The organism is Streptomyces sp. NPDC051104 (assembly GCF_040682835.1).
GTDB lineage: Bacteria > Actinomycetota > Actinomycetes > Streptomycetales > Streptomycetaceae > Streptomyces > Streptomyces cynarae.
This window is the reverse complement of record NZ_JBFBBS010000005.1, coordinates 213,737-234,909: the sequence shown is the minus strand read 5'-3', so window position 1 is coordinate 234,909 and position 21,173 is coordinate 213,737. Positions and strand designations below refer to the sequence as shown.

At 69.6% G+C, this 21,173-nt stretch carries 20 protein-coding genes, 1 tRNA gene and 1 pseudogene; 12 read left to right on the top strand and 10 right to left on the bottom strand.

Features of this window, described 5'->3' with window-relative positions; genetic code table 11:
- Nucleotides 1-37: 37 nt before the first annotated feature.
- Nucleotides 38-361, top strand: a pseudogene (locus AB0N14_RS10870) (acyl-CoA dehydrogenase family protein); the annotation flags it as partial.
- A gap of 57 nt (nucleotides 362-418) precedes the next feature.
- On the opposite strand, the gene AB0N14_RS10865 reads toward AB0N14_RS10870, so the two are convergent.
- From AB0N14_RS10865 to AB0N14_RS10855, 3 genes are all read right to left on the bottom strand, one after another.
- Nucleotides 419-748 carry a rhodanese-like domain-containing protein gene (locus tag AB0N14_RS10865; RefSeq protein WP_366025402.1) on the bottom strand — a complete coding sequence of 110 codons (330 nt, stop codon included), beginning with the start codon at nucleotides 746-748 and terminating at the stop codon, nucleotides 419-421.
- 79 nt (nucleotides 749-827) lie between these two features.
- Entirely contained in the window at nucleotides 828-1,721 is an 894-nt protein-coding gene (locus tag AB0N14_RS10860) for a hypothetical protein (RefSeq protein ID WP_366025327.1), read from the bottom strand.
- 114 nt (nucleotides 1,722-1,835) lie between these two features.
- A complete protein-coding gene (locus AB0N14_RS10855) occupies nucleotides 1,836-3,266 on the bottom strand; it encodes a DUF2252 domain-containing protein (protein ID WP_366025326.1) in 1,431 nt (476 codons plus the stop codon).
- 216 nt (nucleotides 3,267-3,482) lie between these two features.
- Here AB0N14_RS10855 and AB0N14_RS10850 point away from each other — a divergent pair, with 216 nt between their 5' ends.
- The 3 genes from AB0N14_RS10850 to AB0N14_RS10840 all read left to right on the top strand — a co-directional run bounded on the left by AB0N14_RS10850 (nucleotide 3,483) and on the right by AB0N14_RS10840 (nucleotide 6,015).
- Complete coding sequence (locus AB0N14_RS10850) at nucleotides 3,483-4,478, top strand: Dyp-type peroxidase (protein ID WP_366025325.1); 996 nt, start codon at nucleotides 3,483-3,485, stop codon at nucleotides 4,476-4,478.
- A gap of 212 nt (nucleotides 4,479-4,690) precedes the next feature.
- A complete protein-coding gene (locus tag AB0N14_RS10845) occupies nucleotides 4,691-5,290 on the top strand; it encodes a DUF308 domain-containing protein (protein WP_366025324.1) in 600 nt (199 codons plus the stop codon).
- 203 nt (nucleotides 5,291-5,493) lie between these two features.
- A complete protein-coding gene (locus AB0N14_RS10840) occupies nucleotides 5,494-6,015 on the top strand; it encodes a SpoIIE family protein phosphatase (RefSeq protein WP_366025323.1) in 522 nt (173 codons plus the stop codon).
- 565 nt (nucleotides 6,016-6,580) lie between these two features.
- On the opposite strand, the gene AB0N14_RS10835 is transcribed toward AB0N14_RS10840, so the two are convergent.
- Nucleotides 6,581-6,664 (bottom strand) — tRNA-Leu (locus tag AB0N14_RS10835).
- A 674-nt stretch (nucleotides 6,665-7,338) separates the two neighbouring features.
- On the opposite strand from AB0N14_RS10835, the gene AB0N14_RS10830 reads away from it, so the two are divergent.
- The 8 genes from AB0N14_RS10830 (at nucleotide 7,339) to AB0N14_RS10795 (ending at nucleotide 16,692) form a co-directional block, all read left to right on the top strand.
- Complete coding sequence (locus AB0N14_RS10830) at nucleotides 7,339-8,184, top strand: DUF3662 and FHA domain-containing protein (protein ID WP_366025322.1); 846 nt, start codon at nucleotides 7,339-7,341, stop codon at nucleotides 8,182-8,184.
- A 10-nt stretch (nucleotides 8,185-8,194) separates the two neighbouring features.
- A complete protein-coding gene (locus AB0N14_RS10825; RefSeq protein ID WP_103837321.1) occupies nucleotides 8,195-8,707 on the top strand; it encodes an FHA domain-containing protein in 513 nt (170 codons plus the stop codon).
- A 120-nt stretch (nucleotides 8,708-8,827) separates the two neighbouring features.
- Complete coding sequence (locus AB0N14_RS10820) at nucleotides 8,828-10,339, top strand: Stp1/IreP family PP2C-type Ser/Thr phosphatase (protein WP_366025321.1); 1,512 nt, start codon at nucleotides 8,828-8,830, stop codon at nucleotides 10,337-10,339.
- Between the two features lie 27 nt (nucleotides 10,340-10,366).
- Nucleotides 10,367-11,803, top strand: coding sequence for an FtsW/RodA/SpoVE family cell cycle protein (locus tag AB0N14_RS10815; protein ID WP_366025320.1), 1,437 nt, complete (start codon nucleotides 10,367-10,369; stop codon nucleotides 11,801-11,803).
- Nucleotides 11,800-13,287 carry a penicillin-binding protein 2 gene (locus AB0N14_RS10810; RefSeq protein ID WP_366025319.1) on the top strand — a complete coding sequence of 496 codons (1,488 nt, stop codon included), beginning with the start codon at nucleotides 11,800-11,802 and terminating at the stop codon, nucleotides 13,285-13,287. The genes AB0N14_RS10815 and AB0N14_RS10810 overlap by 4 nt, the downstream gene beginning before the upstream one ends.
- A gap of 170 nt (nucleotides 13,288-13,457) precedes the next feature.
- Nucleotides 13,458-15,443: a Stk1 family PASTA domain-containing Ser/Thr kinase gene (gene pknB, locus AB0N14_RS10805; RefSeq protein WP_366025318.1), complete on the top strand. Its 1,986-nt coding sequence runs from the start codon at nucleotides 13,458-13,460 to the stop codon at nucleotides 15,441-15,443.
- A 212-nt stretch (nucleotides 15,444-15,655) separates the two neighbouring features.
- Nucleotides 15,656-16,177, top strand: coding sequence for a hypothetical protein (locus AB0N14_RS10800; protein ID WP_366025317.1), 522 nt, complete (start codon nucleotides 15,656-15,658; stop codon nucleotides 16,175-16,177).
- Entirely contained in the window at nucleotides 16,162-16,692 is a 531-nt protein-coding gene (locus AB0N14_RS10795; protein ID WP_366025316.1) for a restriction endonuclease, read from the top strand. Before AB0N14_RS10800 ends, AB0N14_RS10795 begins: the two co-directional genes overlap by 16 nt.
- A 95-nt stretch (nucleotides 16,693-16,787) precedes the next feature.
- Here AB0N14_RS10795 and AB0N14_RS10790 read toward each other — a convergent pair whose 3' ends face one another.
- From AB0N14_RS10790 to AB0N14_RS10765, 6 genes are read right to left on the bottom strand one after another with little or no spacing between them, the layout of a single operon-like run.
- Nucleotides 16,788-17,528 carry a class E sortase gene (locus tag AB0N14_RS10790; protein WP_366025315.1) on the bottom strand — a complete coding sequence of 247 codons (741 nt, stop codon included), beginning with the start codon at nucleotides 17,526-17,528 and terminating at the stop codon, nucleotides 16,788-16,790.
- A 50-nt stretch (nucleotides 17,529-17,578) separates the two neighbouring features.
- A complete protein-coding gene (locus AB0N14_RS10785) occupies nucleotides 17,579-18,754 on the bottom strand; it encodes a class E sortase (protein ID WP_366025314.1) in 1,176 nt (391 codons plus the stop codon).
- On the bottom strand, nucleotides 18,751-19,389 hold the full coding sequence (locus AB0N14_RS10780; protein ID WP_366025313.1) for an aminodeoxychorismate/anthranilate synthase component II: 639 nt from the start codon (nucleotides 19,387-19,389) through the stop codon (nucleotides 18,751-18,753). Before AB0N14_RS10780 ends, AB0N14_RS10785 begins: the two co-directional genes overlap by 4 nt.
- Nucleotides 19,386-19,547 (bottom strand): hypothetical protein, encoded by a 162-nt coding sequence (locus AB0N14_RS10775; protein ID WP_366025312.1) that lies wholly within the window; start codon nucleotides 19,545-19,547, stop codon nucleotides 19,386-19,388. The genes AB0N14_RS10780 and AB0N14_RS10775 overlap by 4 nt, the downstream gene beginning before the upstream one ends.
- 52 nt (nucleotides 19,548-19,599) lie before the next feature.
- Entirely contained in the window at nucleotides 19,600-20,286 is a 687-nt protein-coding gene (locus tag AB0N14_RS10770) for a class E sortase (protein ID WP_366025311.1), read from the bottom strand.
- Between the two features lie 29 nt (nucleotides 20,287-20,315).
- Nucleotides 20,316-21,119 (bottom strand): DUF881 domain-containing protein, encoded by an 804-nt coding sequence (locus AB0N14_RS10765; protein ID WP_366025310.1) that lies wholly within the window; start codon nucleotides 21,117-21,119, stop codon nucleotides 20,316-20,318.
- Nucleotides 21,120-21,173: the final 54 nt, after the last annotated feature.

The window sequence follows — 21,173 nt, the reverse complement described above, 5'->3', positions numbered from 1 at the left end:
GGACCGTCAGATCAGCGGGCCGGCAGGAGGACAGGCCGTGGACTTCACCTTCAGCGAGGAGCAGCAGGCGGCAGTCGAGGCGGCGAGGGCCGTGTTCGCCGGGATCGCGCCGGACGGGGTGCCCAGCCCCGCGCTGACCGCCGGCGCCGTCGCCGACGACTTCGACCGGGCGCTGTGGGCGCGGCTCGCCGACGCGGACCTGCTCAGCCTGCTGCTGGACGGGGAGTACGGCGGCGCGGGTCTCGACACGATCGCCCTCTGCCTGGTGCTGCGGGAGTCGGCCAAGGTGCTCGCACGGGTGCCGCTGCTGGAGAACACGACGGCGGCGGTCGCCGTACAGACCTACGGCAGCGCGGAGTTGAATGCAGGCCGCCGACCGGTACATGGCCGGCCTGCGGCACGACCTCCCGGGGCCGGACTACAGCACGACGCCGGGCTCGCCCTCGGCGTCCACGACCGGCCGGCCCTCGGCAGCCCACACCTGCATGCCGCCGTCGACGTTCACCGCGTCGATGCCCTGCTGGACCAGGTACATCGCCACCTGAGCCGAACGGCCCCCGGAACGGCAGATCACATGCACCCGGCCATCCTGCGGCGCCGCCTCGGTGAACTCTCCGTAGCGTGCGACGAACTCGCTGAGGGGGATGTGCAGCGCCCCCTCGGCGTGACCCGCCCGCCACTCGTCGTCCTCGCGGACGTCCAGCAGGAAGTCGTCGTCCTTGAGGTCCGCGACCTCGACCGTGGGCACACCAGCTCCGAAATGCATACCCCGACGCTACCCGACGCCGACGCGGACGTGCCCGCCACCGTCGACCGCCGCGATGGGCTCAGCCGCGCAGCGCCTCCAGCTCGGCCTCCTTCTGAGCGACCTGGGCCAGCAGCTGCTCCGCGATCTCCTCGAGGAGACCGTCCGGGTCGTCGGGGGCCAGCCGCAGCATCGAGCCGATCGCACCCTCCTCCAGCTCCCGGGCCACCAGCGTGAGCAGTTCCTTGCGCCGGGAGAGCCACTCGAGACGGGCGTAGAGCTCCTCGCTGTGACTCGGCCGGCGCTCCTCGGGGACGGGACCGGCGGCCCACTCCTCGGACAGCTCCCGCAGCAGGGCCTCGTCACCGCGGGCGTAGGCGACGTTGACCCGGGCGATGAACTCGTCCCGCCGTTTGCGCTCGTCCTCGTCCTGGGCGAGGTCGGGGTGGGCCTTGCGTGCCAGCTCGCGGTAGAGCTTGCGGGCCTCCTCGCTGGGCCGCACGCGCTGCGGAGGCCGCACGGGCTGGTCCGTCAGCATGGCCTGCGCCTCCGGGAACAGCCCGTCGGAGTCCATCCAGCCGTGGAACAGCTCCTCCACACCCGGCATCGGCAGGACCCGGGCACGTGCCTCATGGGCACGGCGTATGTCCTCCGGATCCTGGGTGCGGGCGGCCAGCACCTCGGCGATCTCCGCGTCCAGCTCCTCCAGGCGCGCGTACATGGGGCCGAGCTTCTGGTGGTGCAACCGGGAGAAGTTCTCGACCTCCACGCGGAAGGTCTCCACGGCGATCTCGTACTCGATCAGCGCCTGCTCGGCGGCCCGCACGGCCCGCTCCAGCCGCTCCTCGGGCCGCGCCCCGGCACCCCCGGCCCCGCCCGAACCGGTGCCCTCGGCTCCGCCCGAACCGGTGCCCTCGGCAACCGGCTCCTCGGCCTCGGACACGGTCTGGCTCTGCTCGGCATCGGGCGTCGTCACCGCACCAGCGTAAGACACGGTCGCGGGGGCTCTGGCGTGGTCCGGTAGGTCGGGACGCCCGGCAGATCGACACCCTTGGGGGGCTTCCCCTCCCTCCCCCCTCCCCCCGACCCCTCAGACCCCCATCTCCCCCGCGATCCGCCCACTCCGCACCGCCGCCACCAGTTCCGTGTGATCCGCCTCCGTGCGGTCCGCGTACGCCACGGCGAACGCCGCTGTCGCCTCGTCCAGTTCCTCGTTCTTGCCGCAGTAGCCCGAGATCAGGCGCGGGTCGGCGCTGTGGCTGTGGGCGCGGGCCAGCAGCGCCCCGGTCATGCGGGCGTAGTCGTCTATCTGGTCGGCGGCCAGGGCTGCCGGGTCGACGCTGCCCTTGCGGTTGCGGAACTGCCGTACCTGGTAGGGGCGTCCGTCCACCGTCGTCCAGCCCAGCAGGATGTCGCTGACCACCTGCATGCGCTTCTGCCCCTGGACGACCCGGCGGCCCTCGTGCTCCACCTGCGGCACCGGGTGCCCGGACGTGGCCAGAGGGGGCAGCAGGGCCGACGGGCGGGCCTCCTTGACCTGGAGGATCAGCGGTTCGCCCCGGTGGTCGAGAAGCAGCACCACATAGGAGCGGGTGCCCACACTTCCCGTGCCCACGACGCGGAACGCCACGTCGTGCACCGCGTACCGGGCGAGGAGCGGGAGCCGGTCCTCGGGCAGCGTCGTCAGATACTCCTCCAGCGCCGCCGCGACCGATTCGGCCTCCGCGTCCGGTATGCGGCGCAGCACCGGCGGCGCGTCCACGAAGCGCCGGCCGCCGCCCTCGACCGGCTCGGTCGCCTTCGCCGCGAACCGCCCGCTCGTGTTGGCCCGCGCCTTCTCCGAGACCCGTTCCAGCGTGCCGAGCAGATCGTGGGCGTCCGTGTGGGAGACGAGCTCCTCGTCCGCGATCGCGTTCCAGGCGTCCAGGACCGGGAGCCTGGCCAGCAGGCGCATGGTGCGCCGGTAGGCGCCGACCGCGTCGTGCGCCGCCTGACGGCACCGCTCCTCGTCGGCCCCGGCCTCACGGCCGGCGAGCACCAGAGAGGCGGCGAGCCGCTTGAGGTCCCACTCCCAGGGGCCGTGCACCGTCTCGTCGAAGTCGTTCAGGTCGATGACCAGGCCGCCGCGGGCGTCCCCGTACAGGCCGAAGTTGGCCGCGTGGGCGTCGCCGCAGATCTGGGCGCGGATGCCGGTCATCGGGGTGCGTGCGAGGTCGTAGGCCATGAGGCCCGCCGAGCCGCGCAGGAACGCGAACGGTGTGGCCGCCATCCTGCCGACGCGTATCGGCGTGAGCTCGGGGAGGCGGCCGCGGTTGGACTCCTCGACGGCGGTGACCGCGTCCGGGCGGTCGGCGTCCAGCACCAGTTCGGCGTGGGCCCGGCGCCGCACCCGTGCGCGCAGTGCCTTGCCCTCCTCCTTCGGTGAGCCCTCGTCCGGCCACCGCGCGAAGCCGCGCACCGCTGAAATCCGGGCCACCTGCCGCGGCTTCGCCGTCCCCACCCCAGCCCCGACCTCGGTCACACCGATCGCCTCCCCCGCTGTCCATGCAGCCGTGTGAACATCAACTGCGGACGACCGTACAGGTCGGTCGTCGAGTCGCGTCAGGGCCTGTGGACAACTCCACGGCTCGGCTGTGGAAAACGTCCGGCGTCGGCATCCGCCCGCTGCGCGGTGGCAGACCCGTTGGGGCCGCCCTAGAGTGAAAACCCGCCCGTGCCCTGGGAAGGGGGGTAGCCCGTGACCCGGTCCTCCGCGGAGCCGGTTCCCCAGTCGGTGCTCTCCCCGTTGACGGACGCCGCGATCTTCCTGGTGATGACCGTGGACCCGGGACGCGAACCGGTCGTCCGCGGGTTGCTGTCCGACCTGAACGGGTTGCAGCGGGCCGTCGGCTTCCGTGCCACGCCCAGCGGAAAGCTCAGCTGTGTCACGGGCATCGGATCCGACGTGTGGGACCGTCTGTTCTCCGGGCCGCGTCCCGCGGAGCTGCATCCCTTCCGTGAGCTGGCCGGCCCCGTGCACCGCGCGGTGTCCACGCCCGGTGACCTGCTCTTCCATATCCGTGCCGCCCGCCTCGACCTGTGCTTCGCGCTGGCGGGCGAAATCATGGAACGTCTCCGCGGTGCCGTGACGGTGTGCGACGAGGTGCATGGGTTCAAGTACTTCGACGTGCGGGACCTGCTCGGCTTCGTCGACGGGACGGAGAACCCGGTCGGCCCGGCGGCGAACGAGGCGGTGCTGGTCGGTGACGAGGACCCCCGCTTCGCGGGCGGAAGCTATGTGATGGTGCAGAAGTACTTCCACGATCTGCGGGCCTGGAACGCCCTTCCGGTGGAGGCCCAGGAGAGGGTGATCGGGCGTCGGAAGCTGTCCGACGTCGAACTCGATGACGAGGTCAAGCCGGCCGACTCGCATGTCGCCCTCACCACGATCGTCGACCGCGACGGTACGAAGCACGAGATCCTGCGCGACAACATGCCCTTCGGCACCGTCGGCAAGGGCGAGTTCGGCACCTACTTCATCGGGTACGCCCGCACCCCGACGGTGCTGGAGACCATGTTGGAGCGCATGTTCCGGGGCGCACCGCCGGCGTCCCACGACCGGATCCTGGACTTCTCCACACCGGTCACCGGATCGCTGTTCCATGTGCCCACCAGCGACTTCCTGGACAACCTGCCCGACCCGCCGGACCCGCCGGACCCGCCGGACCCGTCCGGCCCGGCACCACGGACATGAGAGGCCCCTGACGCGATCCTCCGCCCACCAAGATCATTTCCTGTGCAACGCGTGGGTGGTCGCCTGTCCAAAGATGGCGACCCATTCGCTTCCGTGCAGGTGGCCCTGGCTTCGGTCAAGCAGTTTCGAAGGGCGGCCTGTCTGCCCCGCGCGGCCCCGAGCCGCACACACAAGAGACACGGCCGACACAAGCAGCACCTCTGGCGGAAGGCATGGCCGCTCTGGCCAACATGGGATGGCAGATCCTGCTCACCATGGGCCTCGCCACCATCGCCCTGGGCGTCATCGCCCTGGTCTGGCCGGGCGCGACACTGCGGGTCGCCGGCATCCTGTTCGGCGTCTACCTGCTGGTCACCGGTGTCTTCGAGCTGGCCGCCGCCTTCGGCGCCCACGTCCCCCGGCATCTTCGCGTCCTGCACTTCATCACCGGTGCGGCCTCCATCCTGCTGGGATTGATCTGCTTCCGGGGCCCGCTGGAGTCGATCCTGCCGCTCGCCCTGTGGATCGGCTTCAGCTGGCTGCTGCGCGGCACCACGGAGACGGCCGCGGCGGCCTCCGCCCAGGACATGCCCGCGCGCGAATGGCACGTGGCCTTCGGCATCATCGGCACCCTGGCCGGCATCGTGATGATCATCATGCCGTTCGCCTCCATCGGGACACTCACCCTGGTCGTGGGCGTCATGGCCATCGTCCTGGGCCTGACCGAGGTGGTCCGCGCCATCAGGACGCGCGTCGAGATCGGCCATCTGGCTCAGGGCACGGCCACCCAGCGGCGACCCCTGTTCCACGCCCGCCCGCACGCCCAGCACTGATCGGCTGAGCCGGATCGGCCTGGCGGGGCGAGCGGCAAAGGACCGCCGGCCCGAATGGGCGGTCACAACGTCAACGCCGCACGGCCGTGGACGACCGCGGCCGGCTACCACCGCCTGGCCGGGGCGTCGCGCGAGCCGACTGCGTAGCCCGGGTTCGGAGGATCCGGCGGCGCGGCGGCCACCGGTGGGGTGCGTTCTCGGTCATGGCAGGGCCCGAGGTCCTGGACGAGGAGTTCGGGTACGGAGGGAGCGTGGACGGGAGGCGCGGGCCACCCCTCGCCCTCAGCGGCATGCCGTACGAGACCACCACGATCGACCTCGAGCCGGGCAGCGTCCTCGCGCTCTGCACCGACGGCCTGATCGAACGGAGCGACCGCGACATCGGCCAAGGGCTCCGGTACTTGGCGGACGCCCTCGCCGCGTCCTGCCGTCCGGATCGCGCTGTGCACGAAACCGGCCGGGGTCTCCTCGCCAACCTCCGGAACCAGCCGCGGCGCGACGGCGCCACCCTGCTGTTGGCCCGCACCCACGCCGTACCGGCGGAGGACACCGCCCACTGGCACATCCCGGGTGATCCGGCCGCCGTCTCAAAGGCCCGGGAATGGGCAACCCGCCAACTCACCGCATGGGGGCTGGGCGACCTCGTCCTCACCACCGAACTCATCGTCAGCGAACTGGTTACAACGCCATCCGCCACGGTCGTCCGCCGACGGAGCTGCGCCTGATTCGCCACGACGTTCTGGTCTGCGAGGTCACCGACTCCAGCAGCACCCAGCCCCGCCTGCGGCATGCGCACACCACCGACGAGGGAGGACGCGGCCTGTTCCTCGTCGCTCGGCTCGGCGCGCGCTGGGGCTGCCGCCATGGCCAACGGCAAGACGATCTGGTCCGAGCAGCTCATCAAGTGTCCCCATTGACCAGTGCGCCTTCTCATTGCGCGGTGGAGGTGGGCCGTGCGGCCGTCGACGACAGGGTGGGCGCGTCGGAACAGGTCGCGGGCTTCAGACGATCCTGCTCGCCTTCCAGCCCAGTTCGAGAACCGAAGACCCGGACACCGACGGGCCACCTGGCACCGGTCGTACAGTCCAGCCCAACCGACCCGGCCCTGGCAGCCCCAGGACAACAAAGACAGGTCCCGGCACGTGAGATAGCTCACGCACTGGGGCCCCGCCGTATGCCTTGACCAAGTTGTGCGATGCCTCACAACCGACAAGCGTCAACACAACGAGAAACGGGCCCCTGCCGTGACTTCCGTCACCGGCAGAGACCCGTTTTGTCGGTACCTCTCTGTGCGCGAGGGGGGAGTTGAACCCCCACGCCCTTGCGGGCACTGGAACCTGAATCCAGCGCGTCTGCCTATTCCGCCACCCGCGCATTGGGTGTGTCCTCCGGCTCCGAACCTTCGGCCCGACGCCTTCCGACACGCAGAACATTAGCACGCTGGGGAGGGTGGGTTCACATCCCTTTCCCCTGGGGCGCCCGGCCCCAGCCCGGAAACCCCCTCCCGACCAGCGACATTCCCGAGCCCCCGGCTCCCGGCCCATCCCGCGTACCTGCGCCCACCGACCACCACCCACGGATCCGATCCCGACACCGAACACCAGACACCGAATCCAGACACCGAACCTCCGGCACACCGGCAGGCACCACCCACGCCCAGCCCCACCTTCTCCCCGGCACCACGCCCGCCCCGAGCCCCCGCCGCCTCCGCAACGTCTCAAGGCGTGTCTGTTCACGTATCAACCTCGTACCGGTACCGCCCATCTCCCCAGGAGGCGGACGGTGTCCACAGCCGGGTGCGGGACACTGGTCTGCAGCCGCCTCTACGATCCATGGCGGGAGTACCACCGCGGAGTGCTCCGAGGAGTACGTCAAGGAGTACGCCCGGAAGGTGTTCGAAGGGGCCGTCCGGAGGGAAACCCGGAGGCGTCGACACCCGTCGACAGGGCCGATGGGGGGAACCAGCCGATTTTCCGGCGCGTGGATACGATCAGTAAGCAGTACCAGGTAAGCAGTACACAGGACGGCAACGACGGAGGAGGTGCCCCATGGGAGTCCTGAAGAAGTTCGAGCAACGTCTCGAAGGTCTGGTCAACGGCACCTTCGCCAAGGTCTTCAAGTCCGAGGTCCAGCCCGTGGAGATCGCCGGCGCGCTCCAGCGCGAGTGCGACAACAACGCGACCATCTGGAATCGCGACCGTACCGTCGTCCCCAACGACTTCATCGTGGAGCTGAGCGCGCCGGACCACGAGCGCCTCAGCCCCTACTCCGGCCAGCTCGGCGACGAGCTCGCCGGCATGGTGCGCGACTACGCCAAGCAGCAGCGCTACACCTTCATGGGCCCCATCAAGGTCCATCTGGAGAAGGCCGACGACCTCGACACCGGTCTGTACCGGGTGCGCAGCCGTACGCTCGCCTCCTCCACCAACCAGCAGGCCCCCGCGCAGGGCGGCGCCTCCGGGCGCCCCGGCGGCTACGGCTACCCGCCCGCCGCCCCGCCGGCGGGCGCTCCGCCCATGCCGTCCGCGCCGCCGCCGGGCGCGCGCCCCGGCGGATACGGCTACCCGCAGCCCGCCGACCAGCGCCCCGGTGCCGCCCCGGCGTCCGGCGGGCGCACCCGCTACTGGATCGAGATCAACGGCACCCGCCATCAGATCTCCCGCCCGACGCTGGTGCTGGGGCGCAGCACCGACGCCGACGTGCGGATCGACGACCCCGGCGTCTCCCGCCGGCACTGTGAGATCCGGACCGGAACGCCCTCGACGATCCAGGATCTCGGCTCCACCAACGGCATCGTGGTGGACGGGCAGCACACCACCCGCGCTACGCTCCGCGACGGCTCGCGGATCGTCGTGGGCAGCACCACCGTTATCTATAGGCAAGCCGAAGGGTGAAGCGGGGGCAATGTCAGAGCTGACCCTCACGGTCATGCGGCTGGGTTTCCTGGCCGTACTGTGGCTGTTCGTGATCGTGGCCGTGCAGGTCATCAGGAGCGACCTGTTCGGTACGCGGGTCACCCAGCGCGGCGCGCGTCGCGAGGCCGCGCGGCCGCAGCAGACCGCCCGCCAGGCGGCGCCCCCGCCGCAGCGCCAGCAGCCGGGCGGCGGCCGGCAGCGCCGCGGCGCCCCCACCAAGCTGGTCGTCTCCGAGGGCTCGCTGACCGGGACCACGGTCGCGCTGCAGGGCCAGACCATCACGCTCGGCCGTGCCCATGACAGCACCATCGTGCTGGACGACGACTACGCCTCCAGCCGGCACGCCAGGATCTACCCCGACCGCGACGGCCAGTGGATCGTCGAGGACCTCGGGTCCACCAACGGCACGTACCTCGACCGGACCCGGCTGACGTCCCCCACACCGATTCCGCTGGGCGCGCCGATCCGCATCGGCAAGACCGTCATCGAGCTGCGGAAGTAGTACGACAATGAGCGAGCGGAGCGAGCACGCAGCGGCGACCCCCACGCAGGGCCCCGGCGCGCTCCCGACCGGAGGGTGGGCACCGTGCGGATGTACCCGGAGCCGACGGGCGAGGTGCGCATGAGTCTGTCACTGCGCTTCGCCGCCGGATCGCACAAAGGCATGATCCGCGAGGGCAACGAGGACTCCGGTTACGCCGGTCCGCGCCTGCTCGCGATCGCCGACGGGATGGGCGGCCAGGCCGCAGGCGAGGTCGCCTCGTCCGAGGTGATCTCCACCATCGTCGCGCTCGACGACGACATCCCCGGCTCCGACGTCCTCACCTCGCTCGGCACCGCGGTGCAGCGCGCCAACGACCAGCTGCGGGCGATGGTCGAGGAGGACCCCCAGCTCGAGGGCATGGGGACCACGCTCACCGCGCTGCTGTGGACCGGTCAGCGGCTCGGTCTCGTCCACGTCGGCGACTCCCGCGCGTACCTGCTGCGGGACGGCGTCCTCACACAGATCACCCAGGACCACACCTGGGTGCAGCGGCTCGTCGACGAGGGCCGCATCACCGAGGAGGAGGCCACCACCCACCCGCAGCGGTCCCTGCTGATGCGTGCGCTGGGCAGCGGCGACCACGTCGAGCCGGACCTGTCCATCCGTGAGGTGCGCGCCGGCGACCGGTACCTGATCTGCTCCGACGGGCTGTCGGGGGTGGTCTCCCACCAGACGCTGGAGGAGACCCTCGCCGGCTACCACGGCCCCGAGGAGACCGTGCAGGCGCTGATCGAGCTGGCGCTGCGCGGTGGCGGCCCCGACAACATCACGGTCATCGTGGCCGACGTGCTGGACCTGGACACCGGGGACACTCTCGCCGGGCACCTGTCCGACACCCCGGTCGTGGTGGGCGCGGTCGCCGAGAACCAGAACCACCTGCACGACAACGGCATCATGCAGACGCCCGCGGGCCGCGCCGCCGGCCTGGGCCGCCACGCTGCCGGGCAGGGCGGCGGGGGCGAGTTCGGGCCTCCCGGCAGCGGCGACACCACCGGGTACATCCCGGCGGGCAGCTTCGGCGACTACACCGACGAGGACTTCGTCAAGCCGAGGAGGGGCCGCAGGTGGCTGAAGAGATCCTTCTACACGGCCCTCGCGCTCGCCGTCATCGGCGGCGGCTGCTACGGCGCCTACCGGTGGACGCAGACGCAGTACTACGTCGGTGCCAACGGCGAGCACGTCGCGCTGTACCGCGGCCTCAGCCAGGACCTGGCCTGGGTGTCGCTGTCCAAGGTGGAGAAGGACCACCCGGAGATCGAACTCAAGTACCTGCCGCCCTACCAGCAGAAGCAGGTCAAGGCGACCATCGCCGAGGGCGGTCTCCAGGCGGCCCAGTCGAAGATCTCCGAGCTGGCCGTGCAGGCGTCCGCGTGCAGGAAGGACGTCGAACGCCGCACCGCGGGGTCCGAGAACACCCCCAAGCCCGGCAGCACCGCGGGAACCGCGAGCAACTCCCCGACGTCCAAGGCCACACCGACTCCGAACCCCTCGGCGTCGGCGTCCAAGAACCAGACCGCACCCACTCCCACACCCGGCCCCAGCCTCTCGGAGCAAGAGCAGAAGGTCGTCTCACTGTGCGGTAAGCAGTAAGCAAGCCGTGAGGGGCCCTGTCACACCATGAGCAGCAGTACGAACACGTCGACGCACCACACGTCCACGATCGGCGCGATCGGCACACCGAGCCGCCGCAACACCGAGCTGGCGCTGCTGGTGTTCGCCGTCGTCATCCCGGTGTTCGCCTACGCCAACGTGGGCCTCGCCATCAACAACAAGGTGCCGCCCGGCCTGCTGAGCTACGGTGTCGGCCTCGGTCTCCTGGCCGGCGTCGGCCATCTCGTCGTACGGAAGTTCGCCCCGTACGCCGACCCGTTGCTGCTGCCGCTGGCGACCCTGCTCAACGGCCTCGGTCTGGTGGTGATCTGGCGGCTCGACCAGTCCAAGCTGCTGCAGTCGATCGGCCAGGCGGGCAGCGCGGCGCCGAAGCAGCTGCTGTACACCGCGCTGGGCATCGCGCTGTTCGTCGCCGTGCTGGTCTTCCTCAAGGACCACCGGGTCCTGCAGCGCTACACCTACATCTCCATGGTCGCGGCGCTGGTCCTGCTGATCCTGCCGCTCATCCCGGGCCTCGGCGCCAACATCTACGGCGCGAAGATCTGGATCCACGTCGGCAGCTTCTCCATCCAGCCCGGTGAGTTCGCGAAGATCGTCCTCGCGGTGTTCTTCGCCGGCTACCTGATGGTGAAGCGCGACGCGCTCGCCCTGGCCAGCCGCCGCTTCATGGGCCTGTACCTGCCGCGCGGACGCGACCTCGGACCGATCCTCGTCGTCTGGGCGATCTCGATCCTCATCCTGGTCTTCGAGACCGACCTCGGTACGTCGCTGCTGTTCTTCGGAATGTTCGTCATCATGCTGTACGTCGCCACCGAGCGGACCAGCTGGATCGTCTTCGGTCTGCTGATGTCCGCGGCGGGCGCCGTCGGCGTGGCCAGCATCGAGCCGCACGTGAAGATGCGCGTCCAGGCCTGGCTCGACCCGATGAAGGAGTACACGCTCAGCCGCCAGGGCGTCGGCGGCCACTCCGAGCAGCTGCAGCAGGCCCTCTGGGCGTTCGGCTCCGGCGGCACCCTCGGCACCGGCCTCGGCCAGGGCCACTCCGACCTGATCCGGTTCGCCGCCAACTCCGACTTCATCCTCGCCACCTTCGGCGAGGAGCTGGGCCTGGCCGGCATCATGGCGCTCCTGCTGATCTACGGCCTGATCGTGGAGCGCGGCGTCCGCACCGCCCTCGCCGCCCGCGACCCGTTCGGCAAGCTGCTGGCCGTCGGCCTGTCCGGCGCGTTCGCACTGCAGGTCTTCGTGGTCGCAGGCGGCGTCATGGGCCTGATCCCGCTGACCGGTATGACGATGCCCTTCCTGGCGTACGGCGGTTCCTCCGTGATCGCCAACTGGGCTCTGATCGGCATCCTGCTGCGCATCAGCGACACCGCGCGCCGCCCGGCCCCCGCCCCCGCCCCCAACCCCGACGCCGAGATGACCCAGGTGGTCCGACCGTGAACAAGCCCCTGCGCCGGATCGCGATCTTCTGCGGGCTCCTCGTCCTCGCGCTGCTCGTCCGTGACAACTGGCTCCAGTACCTCCAGGCCGACAGCCTGCGTACCGACCCGAACAACCGCCGTGTGCTGATCGCGCGGTACTCCACGCCGCGCGGCGACATCATCGTCGACGGCGACCCGATCACCGGGTCCAAGGAGACGCCCACCAACAGCCTCAACGACTTCAAGTACAAGCGCACCTACAAGGACGGCGCGATGTGGGCGCCGGTCACCGGCTACGCCTCCCAGGCCTTCGGCGCCACGCAACTGGAGTCCATCGAGGACGGCATCCTCACCGGCACCGACGACCGGCTGTTCTTCCGCAACACCCTCAACATGCTGACGGGCAAGCAGCAGCAGGGCGGCAATGTCGTCACCACCCTCAACGCGGCGGCGCAGAAGGCCGCGTACGACGGACTGAAGAAGGTCGGCGGCAAGGGCGCGGCCGTGGCGCTCGACCCGCAGACCGGGGCGATCCTGGCGCTGGCCTCCTACCCGTCGTACGACCCGTCGACGTTCGCGGGCAACTCGCTGTCCACGGACTCGAAGGCCTGGTCGAAGCTGCAGAAGAAGACCGACCCGAGCGACCCGATGCTCAACCGGGCGCTGCGCGAGACCTACCCGCCGGGCTCCACCTTCAAGGTGGTCACCGCGGCGGCGGCGCTGGAGAACGGGCTGTACACCAGCGCGGACGAACAGACGAAGTCCCCGCTGCCCTACACCCTCCCGGACACCCGGCAGCCGCTGAAGAACGAGGGGAACATCCCCTGCGAGAACGCGACCATGCGGACCGCGCTGCAGTACTCCTGCAACACCGTCTTCGGCAAGATCGGCGCCGACCTCGGCCGGGACAAGATGCTGGAGGAGGCGAAGAAGTTCGGCTTCGACTCCGAGCAGTACACGCCGGTGCGCTCCGTCGCCTCCAACTTCCCCGAGAAGATGGACCGGCCGCAGACCGCGCTCAGCTCCATCGGCCAGTTCGAGACCGCCGCGACGCCGCTGCAGATGGCCATGGTCGCCTCCGCGGTCGCCAACGACGGCAAGCTGATGAAGCCGTACATGGTGGACAAGCTGCAGGCGCCCAGCCTCGACGTGATCACGCAGACCCAGCCGCAGGAGCTGAGCCGGCCGCTGTCGGAGAAGAACGCGCAGATCCTGCAGTCGATGATGCAGACCGTCGTCGAGAAGGGCACCGGCACCAACGCGCAGATCCCGAACGTGACCGTGGGCGGCAAGACCGGTACCGCCCAGCACGGCCTGAACAACAGCGAGAAGCCGTACGCCTGGTTCATCTCGTTCGCCAAGCTCAAGGACGGCAGCTCGCCTGTCGCCGTGGCCGTGGTGGTCGAGGACGACAAGGCCAACCGTGAGGACATCTCCGGTGGCGGCCTCGCCGCCCCCATCGCGAAGAACGTCATGGAGGCGGTCATCAACAGCAAGAAGTGACCCCGGCCACGTCCCCTTCACATCGGTGCACGTTGCGATACCGGTCCTGTATCGGGTGGCGGATGTGGCCAGGTCACACACAGCGAGCCGGGTACCGTATGCCCGGACAGCACACCGCCGGACCACACGCGGGTGTGGTCGGGACCGACGGAGAGGGCTGGTAGGAAGCTATGGAAGAGCCGCGTCGCCTCGGCGGCCGGTACGAGCTGGGCCAGGTGCTCGGCCGTGGTGGCATGGCCGAGGTCTACCTCGCGCATGACACCCGCCTCGGCCGCACCGTGGCGGTGAAGACGCTGCGCGCCGACCTGGCGCGCGACCCTTCCTTCCAGGCCCGGTTCCGCCGGGAGGCCCAGTCGGCCGCCTCGCTGAACCATCCCGCGATCGTCGCGGTGTACGACACCGGCGAGGACTACATCGACGGGGTCTCGATCCCGTACATCGTCATGGAGTACGTCGACGGCTCCACACTCCGTGAGCTTCTTCACAGCGGCCGCAAGCTGCTGCCGGAGCGCGCCATGGAGATGACCATCGGCATCCTCCAGGGCCTGGAGTACGCCCACCGCAACGGCATCGTCCACCGCGACATCAAGCCCGCGAACGTCATGCTGACGCGCAACGGCCAGGTCAAGGTGATGGACTTCGGCATCGCCCGCGCCATGGGCGACGCCGGCATGACGATGACGCAGACCGCGGCGGTCATCGGCACCGCCCAGTACCTCTCGCCCGAGCAGGCGAAGGGCGAGCAGGTCGACTCGCGTTCGGACCTGTACTCGACGGGCTGCCTGCTCTACGAGCTGCTGACGGTCCGCCCGCCCTTCGTCGGCGACTCCCCGGTCGCGGTGGCCTACCAGCACGTCCGCGAAGAGCCGCAGCCGCCGAGTGTCTTCGACCCCGAGATCACGCCCGAGATGGACGCGATCGTGCTCAGGGCGCTGGTCAAGGACCCCGACTACCGCTACCAGTCCGCCGACGAGATGCGTGCCGACATCGAGGCGTGCCTCGACGGCCAGCCGGTCGCGGCGACGGCGGCGATGGGCTCGGTCGGCTACGGCGGCTACCCCGACGACCAGCCCACGACGGCCCTGCGCGCGGACGCCGGTGCGGGCGCGACGACGATGATGCCGCCGATGAACCCGGACGACGGGGGCTACGGCTACGACGACCGCCCGGACCGCCGCCGCCAGAAGAAGTCGAACACCTCGACGGTCCTGCTGGTCGTCGCGGGTGTACTGGTGCTGGTCGGCGCGATCCTCATCGGTAAGTGGATCTTCAGCGGCCACGGCGGGGTCGGCAACGACACCGTGCCGGCGCCGAACTTCGTCGGCCAGTCCCAGAAGGACGCGCAAACGCTCGCGGACAACTCGGACCTGAAGCTCTCCATCTCGAAGAAGCCCTGCGACGACCAGCAGAAGGGCAACGTCTGCTCCCAGGACCCGAAGGCGAACACCGAGGTCAAGAAGGGCAGCACCGTCAATCTGGTGGTGTCCACAGGGGCGCCCAAGGTGGCGGTGCCGGATGTGAGGGGACTGCAGTTCGCCCAGGCGAAGTCCCAGCTCGAGGACAAGGGTTTCGTGGTCGAGCAGAAGACGGCGGAGTCCGACCAGACTCCGGGCGTCGTCACCGACCAGAACCCGGCGGGCGGCACGGATCGGGAGAAGGGCTCGACGATAACCCTCACGGTGGCCGCGGCCCCGCAGAAGGTGACCGTGCCGGACGTGAGCAACCAGAGCTGTGACGCCGCCAAGCAGCTGATGCAGCAAAGCGGTCTGACGGGCAACTGCACCGATGTTCCCGTCAACGACCCGAACCAGGACGGCAAGGTCATACAGACCGTGCCCCAGATCGGCCAGCAGGTCCAGAAGGGCTCCACGGTCCAGATCCAGATAGGCAAGGCGGCCAACCAGCAGCCGCAGGTCCCGAACGTCTTCGGCCAGAAGCTGAGCGACGCCGTGAAGGCCCTGCAGCAGAAGGGCTTCACCCGCATTCAGGTCAACGGCCCGACGGACGGCAACGCCCGGGTCACCAACCAGGACCCGCAGCCCAACACCCAGGCCGACCCGAACAGCCAGACGATCACCCTGACCACGGTGTCGGCCGGAGGGAACGACGGCGGCGGCAATGACGGCGGCTTCTTCAGCGGACTGACCGGCGGCTGAGGCCGACCGGCCCGCACCGGCCACGCCCGACGGCTGAGCCCCGGCACCTGCAGGTGCCGGGGCTCTCGCATGGAACCAAGCCTGCATTTCCAGCTCTTTGTATGAAGTCCGACCACATCTTCATATGTCCCGGCTCGTTGCTCGGGTTGGGGGTGGGGCATCGGCTCCCTGCCCGCCATGCGAACACGACACGAGTGGTGGAAGGACAGAACGTGATCGACGAATCAGCGTTTCTCGAATCGAAGGCTCTGCGGAGCAGCGTGCTGGAACGCACGGACGTGCTCGACAGGGTGAAGGCGCTGTCGCTGCTACCGGACGGGATGCATGTGACCACGGCGATGGTGGCGGCGTACTTCGGGGTCACAGTCGAGGTGATCAGGCAACTGGCGAAGCGCCACCGCGAAGAGCTCGAAGTCAACGGGATGACTGTGCTGCGGGACGCTGACCTGCGGAAGTTCGAGAGTGACAACGTGTCACTCTCGCTCGGCAGTTATCCACAGGCACGCCGGAGCCTCACGATCTACTCCCGGCGAGCCGTCCTCAACGTCGCCATGCTGCTCCGCGACAGCGAAGTCGCACGTCAGGTGCGCAGGTACCTCCTCGACATGGAGTTACCTGGCGCGTACACAGCCTGTGGAAAAGCCGGCTCCCACAGACGCACCGTCCCTCGACGACCACATCGACCAGCGCATCCATCCTCGGCAAGACCGTCGTCCCCATGTTCAACGCGCTGATCCAAAGCTCCGGCGAGCACCGCCAAGAGCTCATCGCCCTCCGCGAGGACATCGAGAACGTCGAGCGCAGGCTCTGCTGGCATCACCACCGGATCAGCACGCTGGAGGGTGAGGAGCCGAGAAACGGGATCAGCGCGTCCATCAGGAAGATGACCTGGCAGGCGTTCGAACGCCACGTCGCCGACCTGCTCCGACGCGACGGCTGTACAGAGGTGGTCGTACGGAGAGCCCAGAGCGACCGAGGCATCGACGTCACCGCTCGCACGGCCGATGGGCGCACGGTGGCCGCCCAGTGCAAGCGGTACAGCCATCGACAGTACGTGTCGAGCGCCGACATGCAGAAGTTCGCCGGTGCCGCGCGGACCGTCGAACCTGTGGACATCGCCCTCTTCGTCGCCACCTGCAACTTCACCCACGAAGCGCAGGCGATCGCCCGTCTGAGCGGAATCGTCCTCGTAGGCCGCCACGAGCTGGAAGCGTGGACCGCCGGAGTGCAGCTCAAGGCCCTGCGCTAGCCGGAGCGAAGAAAGGCCCGAAGTCGCAAGAGCTAGTTGCGGCTTCGGACCTCCGCCATGTTAGGGGACAGAGCTCCTCCCAGGAGCTCTGTCGCTCAGCCCAGTTCCTTCGGCGGCGTCCGCTCGCTGTCCACCTTGTCGACCCGTACCAGTTCCCCCCACACGATGTACCGGTACTCCGAGGTGTAGACGGGGGTGCACGTCGTCAGGGTGATGTAGTGGCCCGGCTTCTTCACGCCCGCCTCCTTCGGGATCGCCGAGAGCACCTTCACGTTGTACTTCGAGGTCTCGGGGAGGATCGCGAAGACCTTGTAGACGTACCAGTCGTCCTTCGTCTCGAAGACGATCGGGTCGCCCTTCTTCAGCTTGTCGATGTTGTGGAACTTCGCCCCGTGCCCGTCCCGGTGCGCGGCCAGCGCGAAGTTGCCCGTCTTGCCCGTCATCGGCAGCGTCGCCTTGACCGGGTCCGTGTAGTAGCCGGCCACGCCGTCGTTGAGGACGCTCGTCGACGTGCCCTTCTCGACGAGCACCTCGCCGTTCTTCATCGCCGGCACGTGCAGGAAGCCGATGCCGTCCTTCGTGTCCAGGGCGCCCGGCCCGCTGTCCTTCTCGGCCGCCCAATGGTCGCGCACCTCGTCGCCCTGATGGTCGGCCGTGCGGTCCGCTATGACGTTCGTCCACCACAGGGAGTAGACGACGAACAGGCCCAGCACCAGGCCCGCCGTGATCAGCAGCTCGCCGAAGACGCTGACGGCCAGCGCGATCCGGCCGCGCCCGCGGCGCCGAGCCGACGGGGAGGCGGCGGTCCGCTCGTCCTGGTCGGTGGTCACTCCCACTGCATCTGCCCTGTCTGTTCCACGTGCCCGTGCGTCCACGTGCCCTGCGCCTACGAAATGAGCGCGTCCGGCTTGCCCTTGCTGCGCGGCCGTTCCTCGACCATCTTGCCCCACACGATCAGCCGGTACTTGCTGGTGAACTCCGGCGTGCACGTGGTCAATGTGATGTAGCGGCCCGGTGCGGTGAAGCCCGAGCCCCTCGGGATCGGGTCCAGGACACTGGTGTTCGCCGGGGACGTCACCGGCAGCATCGACGTCATCTTGTAGACGTAGTACTCGTCCTGCGTCTCCACCACGATCGCGTCACCCGGCTGGAGACGGTTGATGTACCGGAACGGCTCGCCGTGCGTGTTCCGGTGCCCCGCCAGCCCGAAGTTGCCCGTCTTGTCGCTCGGCATCGCCGTCTTCAGGCTGCCCTCGCCGTAGTGCCCGACCATGCCCTTGTCGAGCACCTTCGTCTTGCTGGTGCCCTCCGCGATCGGCGCCACCACGTCCAGCTTCGGGATGTGCAGGATGGCGAAGCCCTGCCCCGGCGCGAACACCCCCGGCTCCCGCTTGCCGCTCGCCCAGTCCTGCTGGAGGTGCTGCGCGGCGCTGCCCGCCTCCTGGTGCGCCCGCACGTTCGACCACCACAGCTGGTACGTCACGAACAGCAGCATCACCACACCGGTGGTGATGAACAGCTCGCCCACCACCCGGCTCGCCACGACCGCCGCACCGGGCTTCTGCGCCCTCGCCGCCCGCCGGGCCTCCACCCGGGAGCGCGGCGCCTGAGCGGGCGTCCCCGTGGCCTTCTCAGGCGTCTGCGGCCCGTTCCCGCGCCGCCCGCGCCTCCGGGCCGCCTTGCGGCGCGCGGCGCGGCCACCGGGCACCGGAGCGGCCTCGGCGGCGCGGTTCGCCGCCCGCCGCGCCCCCTCGATGTCCGAGGCGCGCAGCGCGACGGTCTCGTTGTCCACCGGCAGGGGCTCGTCGTACGCGGGAGCCGGCGCCGGTCGTGGTTCCTCGTACGACGGGAGCACCGCCGTCGCGTCGTACCCTTGCTGGGGCTCGTACGTCTGCTGCGGCGCCTGCTGCCCGTACCCCCCGGCGCCCTGCCACTGAGGGCCCGGCTCCTGCCCCCGCCACACGCCGAAGTCCCCGTACGGCTGCTGCCCGTACGAGGCCCCTTGCTCCGCGGCGTCCCCGTAGGTGGCGCCGGTCTCGCGCTCGGGGCGCAGCGCGGTCACGCCGTGGCCCTGCCCACCACCGGGGCGAGCCCCGCCGACCTCGCCACGGCCCCCTCGTCACCGCACTCCACCAGCCAGTTGGCCAGCATGCGGTGCCCGTGCTCGGTCAGCACCGACTCGGGGTGGAACTGCACACCCTCCACCCGCAGCTCCCGGTGCCTGAGCCCCATGATGATCCCGTCGTGCGTACGCGCCGTGACCTCCAGCTCGGCCGGTACGGTGGCCGGTTCGGCGGCCAGGGAGTGGTAGCGGGTCGCCGTGAAGGGGGACGGCAGGCCCGCGAAGACGCCCTTGCCCTCGTGCTCCACCAGCGAGGTCTTGCCGTGCAGCAGCTCCGGCGCCCGGTCGACGACACCGCCGTACGCCACCTGCATCGACTGCATGCCCAGACAGACCCCGAAGACCGGGACGCCCGTCGCGGCGCAGTGGCGGACCATGTCGACGCAGACGCCCGCCTCCTCGGGGGTGCCCGGTCCGGGGGACAGCAGGACGCCGTCGAAGCCGTCCTGGGCGTGCGCCGTCGACACCTCGTCGTTGCGCAGCACCTCACACTCGGCGCCCAGCTGGTACAGGTACTGCACCAGGTTGAAGACGAAGCTGTCGTAGTTGTCGACGACGAGAATGCGCGCACTCACTGGTTGTCCACCGTCACATCGTTGAAGGGCAGCAGCGGTTCGGCCCACGGGAAGACGTACTGGAACAGGACGTACACCGCGACCAGGGCCAGCACGACGGAAATCAGTGCCTTCACCCATGCGTTCCCCGGCAGATGCCGCCAGATCCAGCCGTACATGCCGTCCCTTCCGTCTCACCACGGCACCAGACTCACGCCGTACGCCACCAGACTACTGGCGCAGAGCCGCCGGTTTCCCTGCCTCCACAGGCTGTGTGGAATCCAGGTGCGCCCAGACGATCAGCCGGTGACTGTGCCCCCACTCGGGATCGCACGTGGTCAGCGTCAGATGGCGTCCCGGACGCGTGTACCCGGACGTTCGTGGCACAGGGTCGACCACTTCAACGTCAGAGGGCACCGTTTTGTAAGGGCCTTTGTCGATCCGATACGTGAGCCAGGTGGTGCCGTCGGTGAGGACCACCGCGCCGCCGGGCCGCAGCCCGGGGAAGTCCTTGAAGGGATCGCCGTACGTACGCCGGTGGCCGGCGACCGCGAAGTCGCCCACCTGGCCGAGCTGAGCGGCGCCCTTGTAGTGGCCCAGCCCCTTCTTCAGGGTGTCCACGGCGGTGTCCTCGAGCACGGGCTTGTTCCACGTGAAACCGAACCGCGGGACGTACATGGCGGCGAACGGCCGGCCCTCGGCATACGGCCCCGGACTGCCGGGGCTCGCGGCGCTCTTCGGCGCGGCGGACGCGCGCACCGTCCCCTTCGCCCACTGCTTCTGCAACTGGCCGATCTGGTCGTTCATCGCGCCGTCCGCCTTCACCCCGGTCCAGAACACCACATGGACCACGAACAGCACGATGAGGGCACCCACGGTCACGCACAGTTCGCTGACGGTCCTGACGATCGCGCGCACGGCACGGATCCCCCCAGCGGCAGCGGCCTCTACTCCACGGGCTTGGCGTAGTGCAGGTCCACTGTGCCCGAGTAGCCGGGAAGAGTCACCGTCCCGTCCTCGGTGACTTTCCAGCCGAGGCCGTAGACGTTGACGTACACCATGTAGTTCTGGATCGCGGGCGAGTCCGCGAGCGCCTTCTGCAGCCTGTCCGGGTTCCCGACGGCGGTGATCTTGTACGGGGGCGAGTAGACGCGGCCCTGGAGGATCAGGGTGTTGCCGACGCAGCGCACCGCGCTGGTGGAGATCAGCCGCTGGTCCATGACCTTGACGCCCTGGGCGCCGCCCTGCCACAGCGCGTTCACCACGGCCTGGAGGTCCTGCTGGTGGATCACCAGGTAGTCGGGCTGCGGCTGCGGGTATCCGGGGAGCTTGGCGGTGGCGTTCGGCGGGGCGTCGTTGAGGGTGACCGTGACGGCCCTGCCGGTGAGTTTCTGGGTGCCGGCGTTCTTCTCCAGCGCCGCGAGCCGGTCCTGCTCGGCCTTGCTCATGGTGCCGCCCGTGCGCTTGGCCAGGGCCTCCACGGCGGAGCGCAGGGCGGCGTCGGACTCGTCGAGCCGGGCGTTCTTGTGGCTGCGCTCGTGGATGAGGTCGGACAGCTTCAGCAGCGAGGTGTCGGTGCGGAGGTTGGTGCCCTTGGCCGTGTTGAAGCTCGTCATGAACAGAAGACCGGCGAGTGCGAAGACGCCCACGGTGAGCACCCGCACGGGCCGGAATCGGCGCGTGCGGACGAACGGGGTCCCCGCATCCGGGGAACCGGAACCCGTCCCGGGGGAGTCGGCCGTATCGCTCACGTACCCTTATCTCCTTCGGCGCCGCGGAAGCACTACGCTAACGGACGCCCGGGG

What these genes read in the sequence shown, in the direction of transcription:
- AB0N14_RS10830 (WP_366025322.1), top strand. Translation starts at nt 7,339, where the DNA reads ATGGGAGTCCTGAAGAAGTTCGAGCAACGTCTCGAAGGTCTGGTCAAC.
- AB0N14_RS10840 (WP_366025323.1), top strand. Translation starts at nt 5,494, where the DNA reads ATGGCAGGGCCCGAGGTCCTGGACGAGGAGTTCGGGTACGGAGGGAGC.
- pknB (WP_366025318.1), top strand. Translation starts at nt 13,458, where the DNA reads ATGGAAGAGCCGCGTCGCCTCGGCGGCCGGTACGAGCTGGGCCAGGTG.
- AB0N14_RS10845 (WP_366025324.1), top strand. Translation starts at nt 4,691, where the DNA reads ATGGCCGCTCTGGCCAACATGGGATGGCAGATCCTGCTCACCATGGGC.
- AB0N14_RS10775 (WP_366025312.1), bottom strand. Translation starts at nt 19,547, where the DNA reads ATGTACGGCTGGATCTGGCGGCATCTGCCGGGGAACGCATGGGTGAAG.
- AB0N14_RS10795 (WP_366025316.1), top strand. Translation starts at nt 16,162, where the DNA reads ATGTTCAACGCGCTGATCCAAAGCTCCGGCGAGCACCGCCAAGAGCTC.
- AB0N14_RS10820 (WP_366025321.1), top strand. Translation starts at nt 8,828, where the DNA reads ATGAGTCTGTCACTGCGCTTCGCCGCCGGATCGCACAAAGGCATGATC.
- AB0N14_RS10825 (WP_103837321.1), top strand. Translation starts at nt 8,195, where the DNA reads ATGTCAGAGCTGACCCTCACGGTCATGCGGCTGGGTTTCCTGGCCGTA.
- AB0N14_RS10815 (WP_366025320.1), top strand. Translation starts at nt 10,367, where the DNA reads ATGAGCAGCAGTACGAACACGTCGACGCACCACACGTCCACGATCGGC.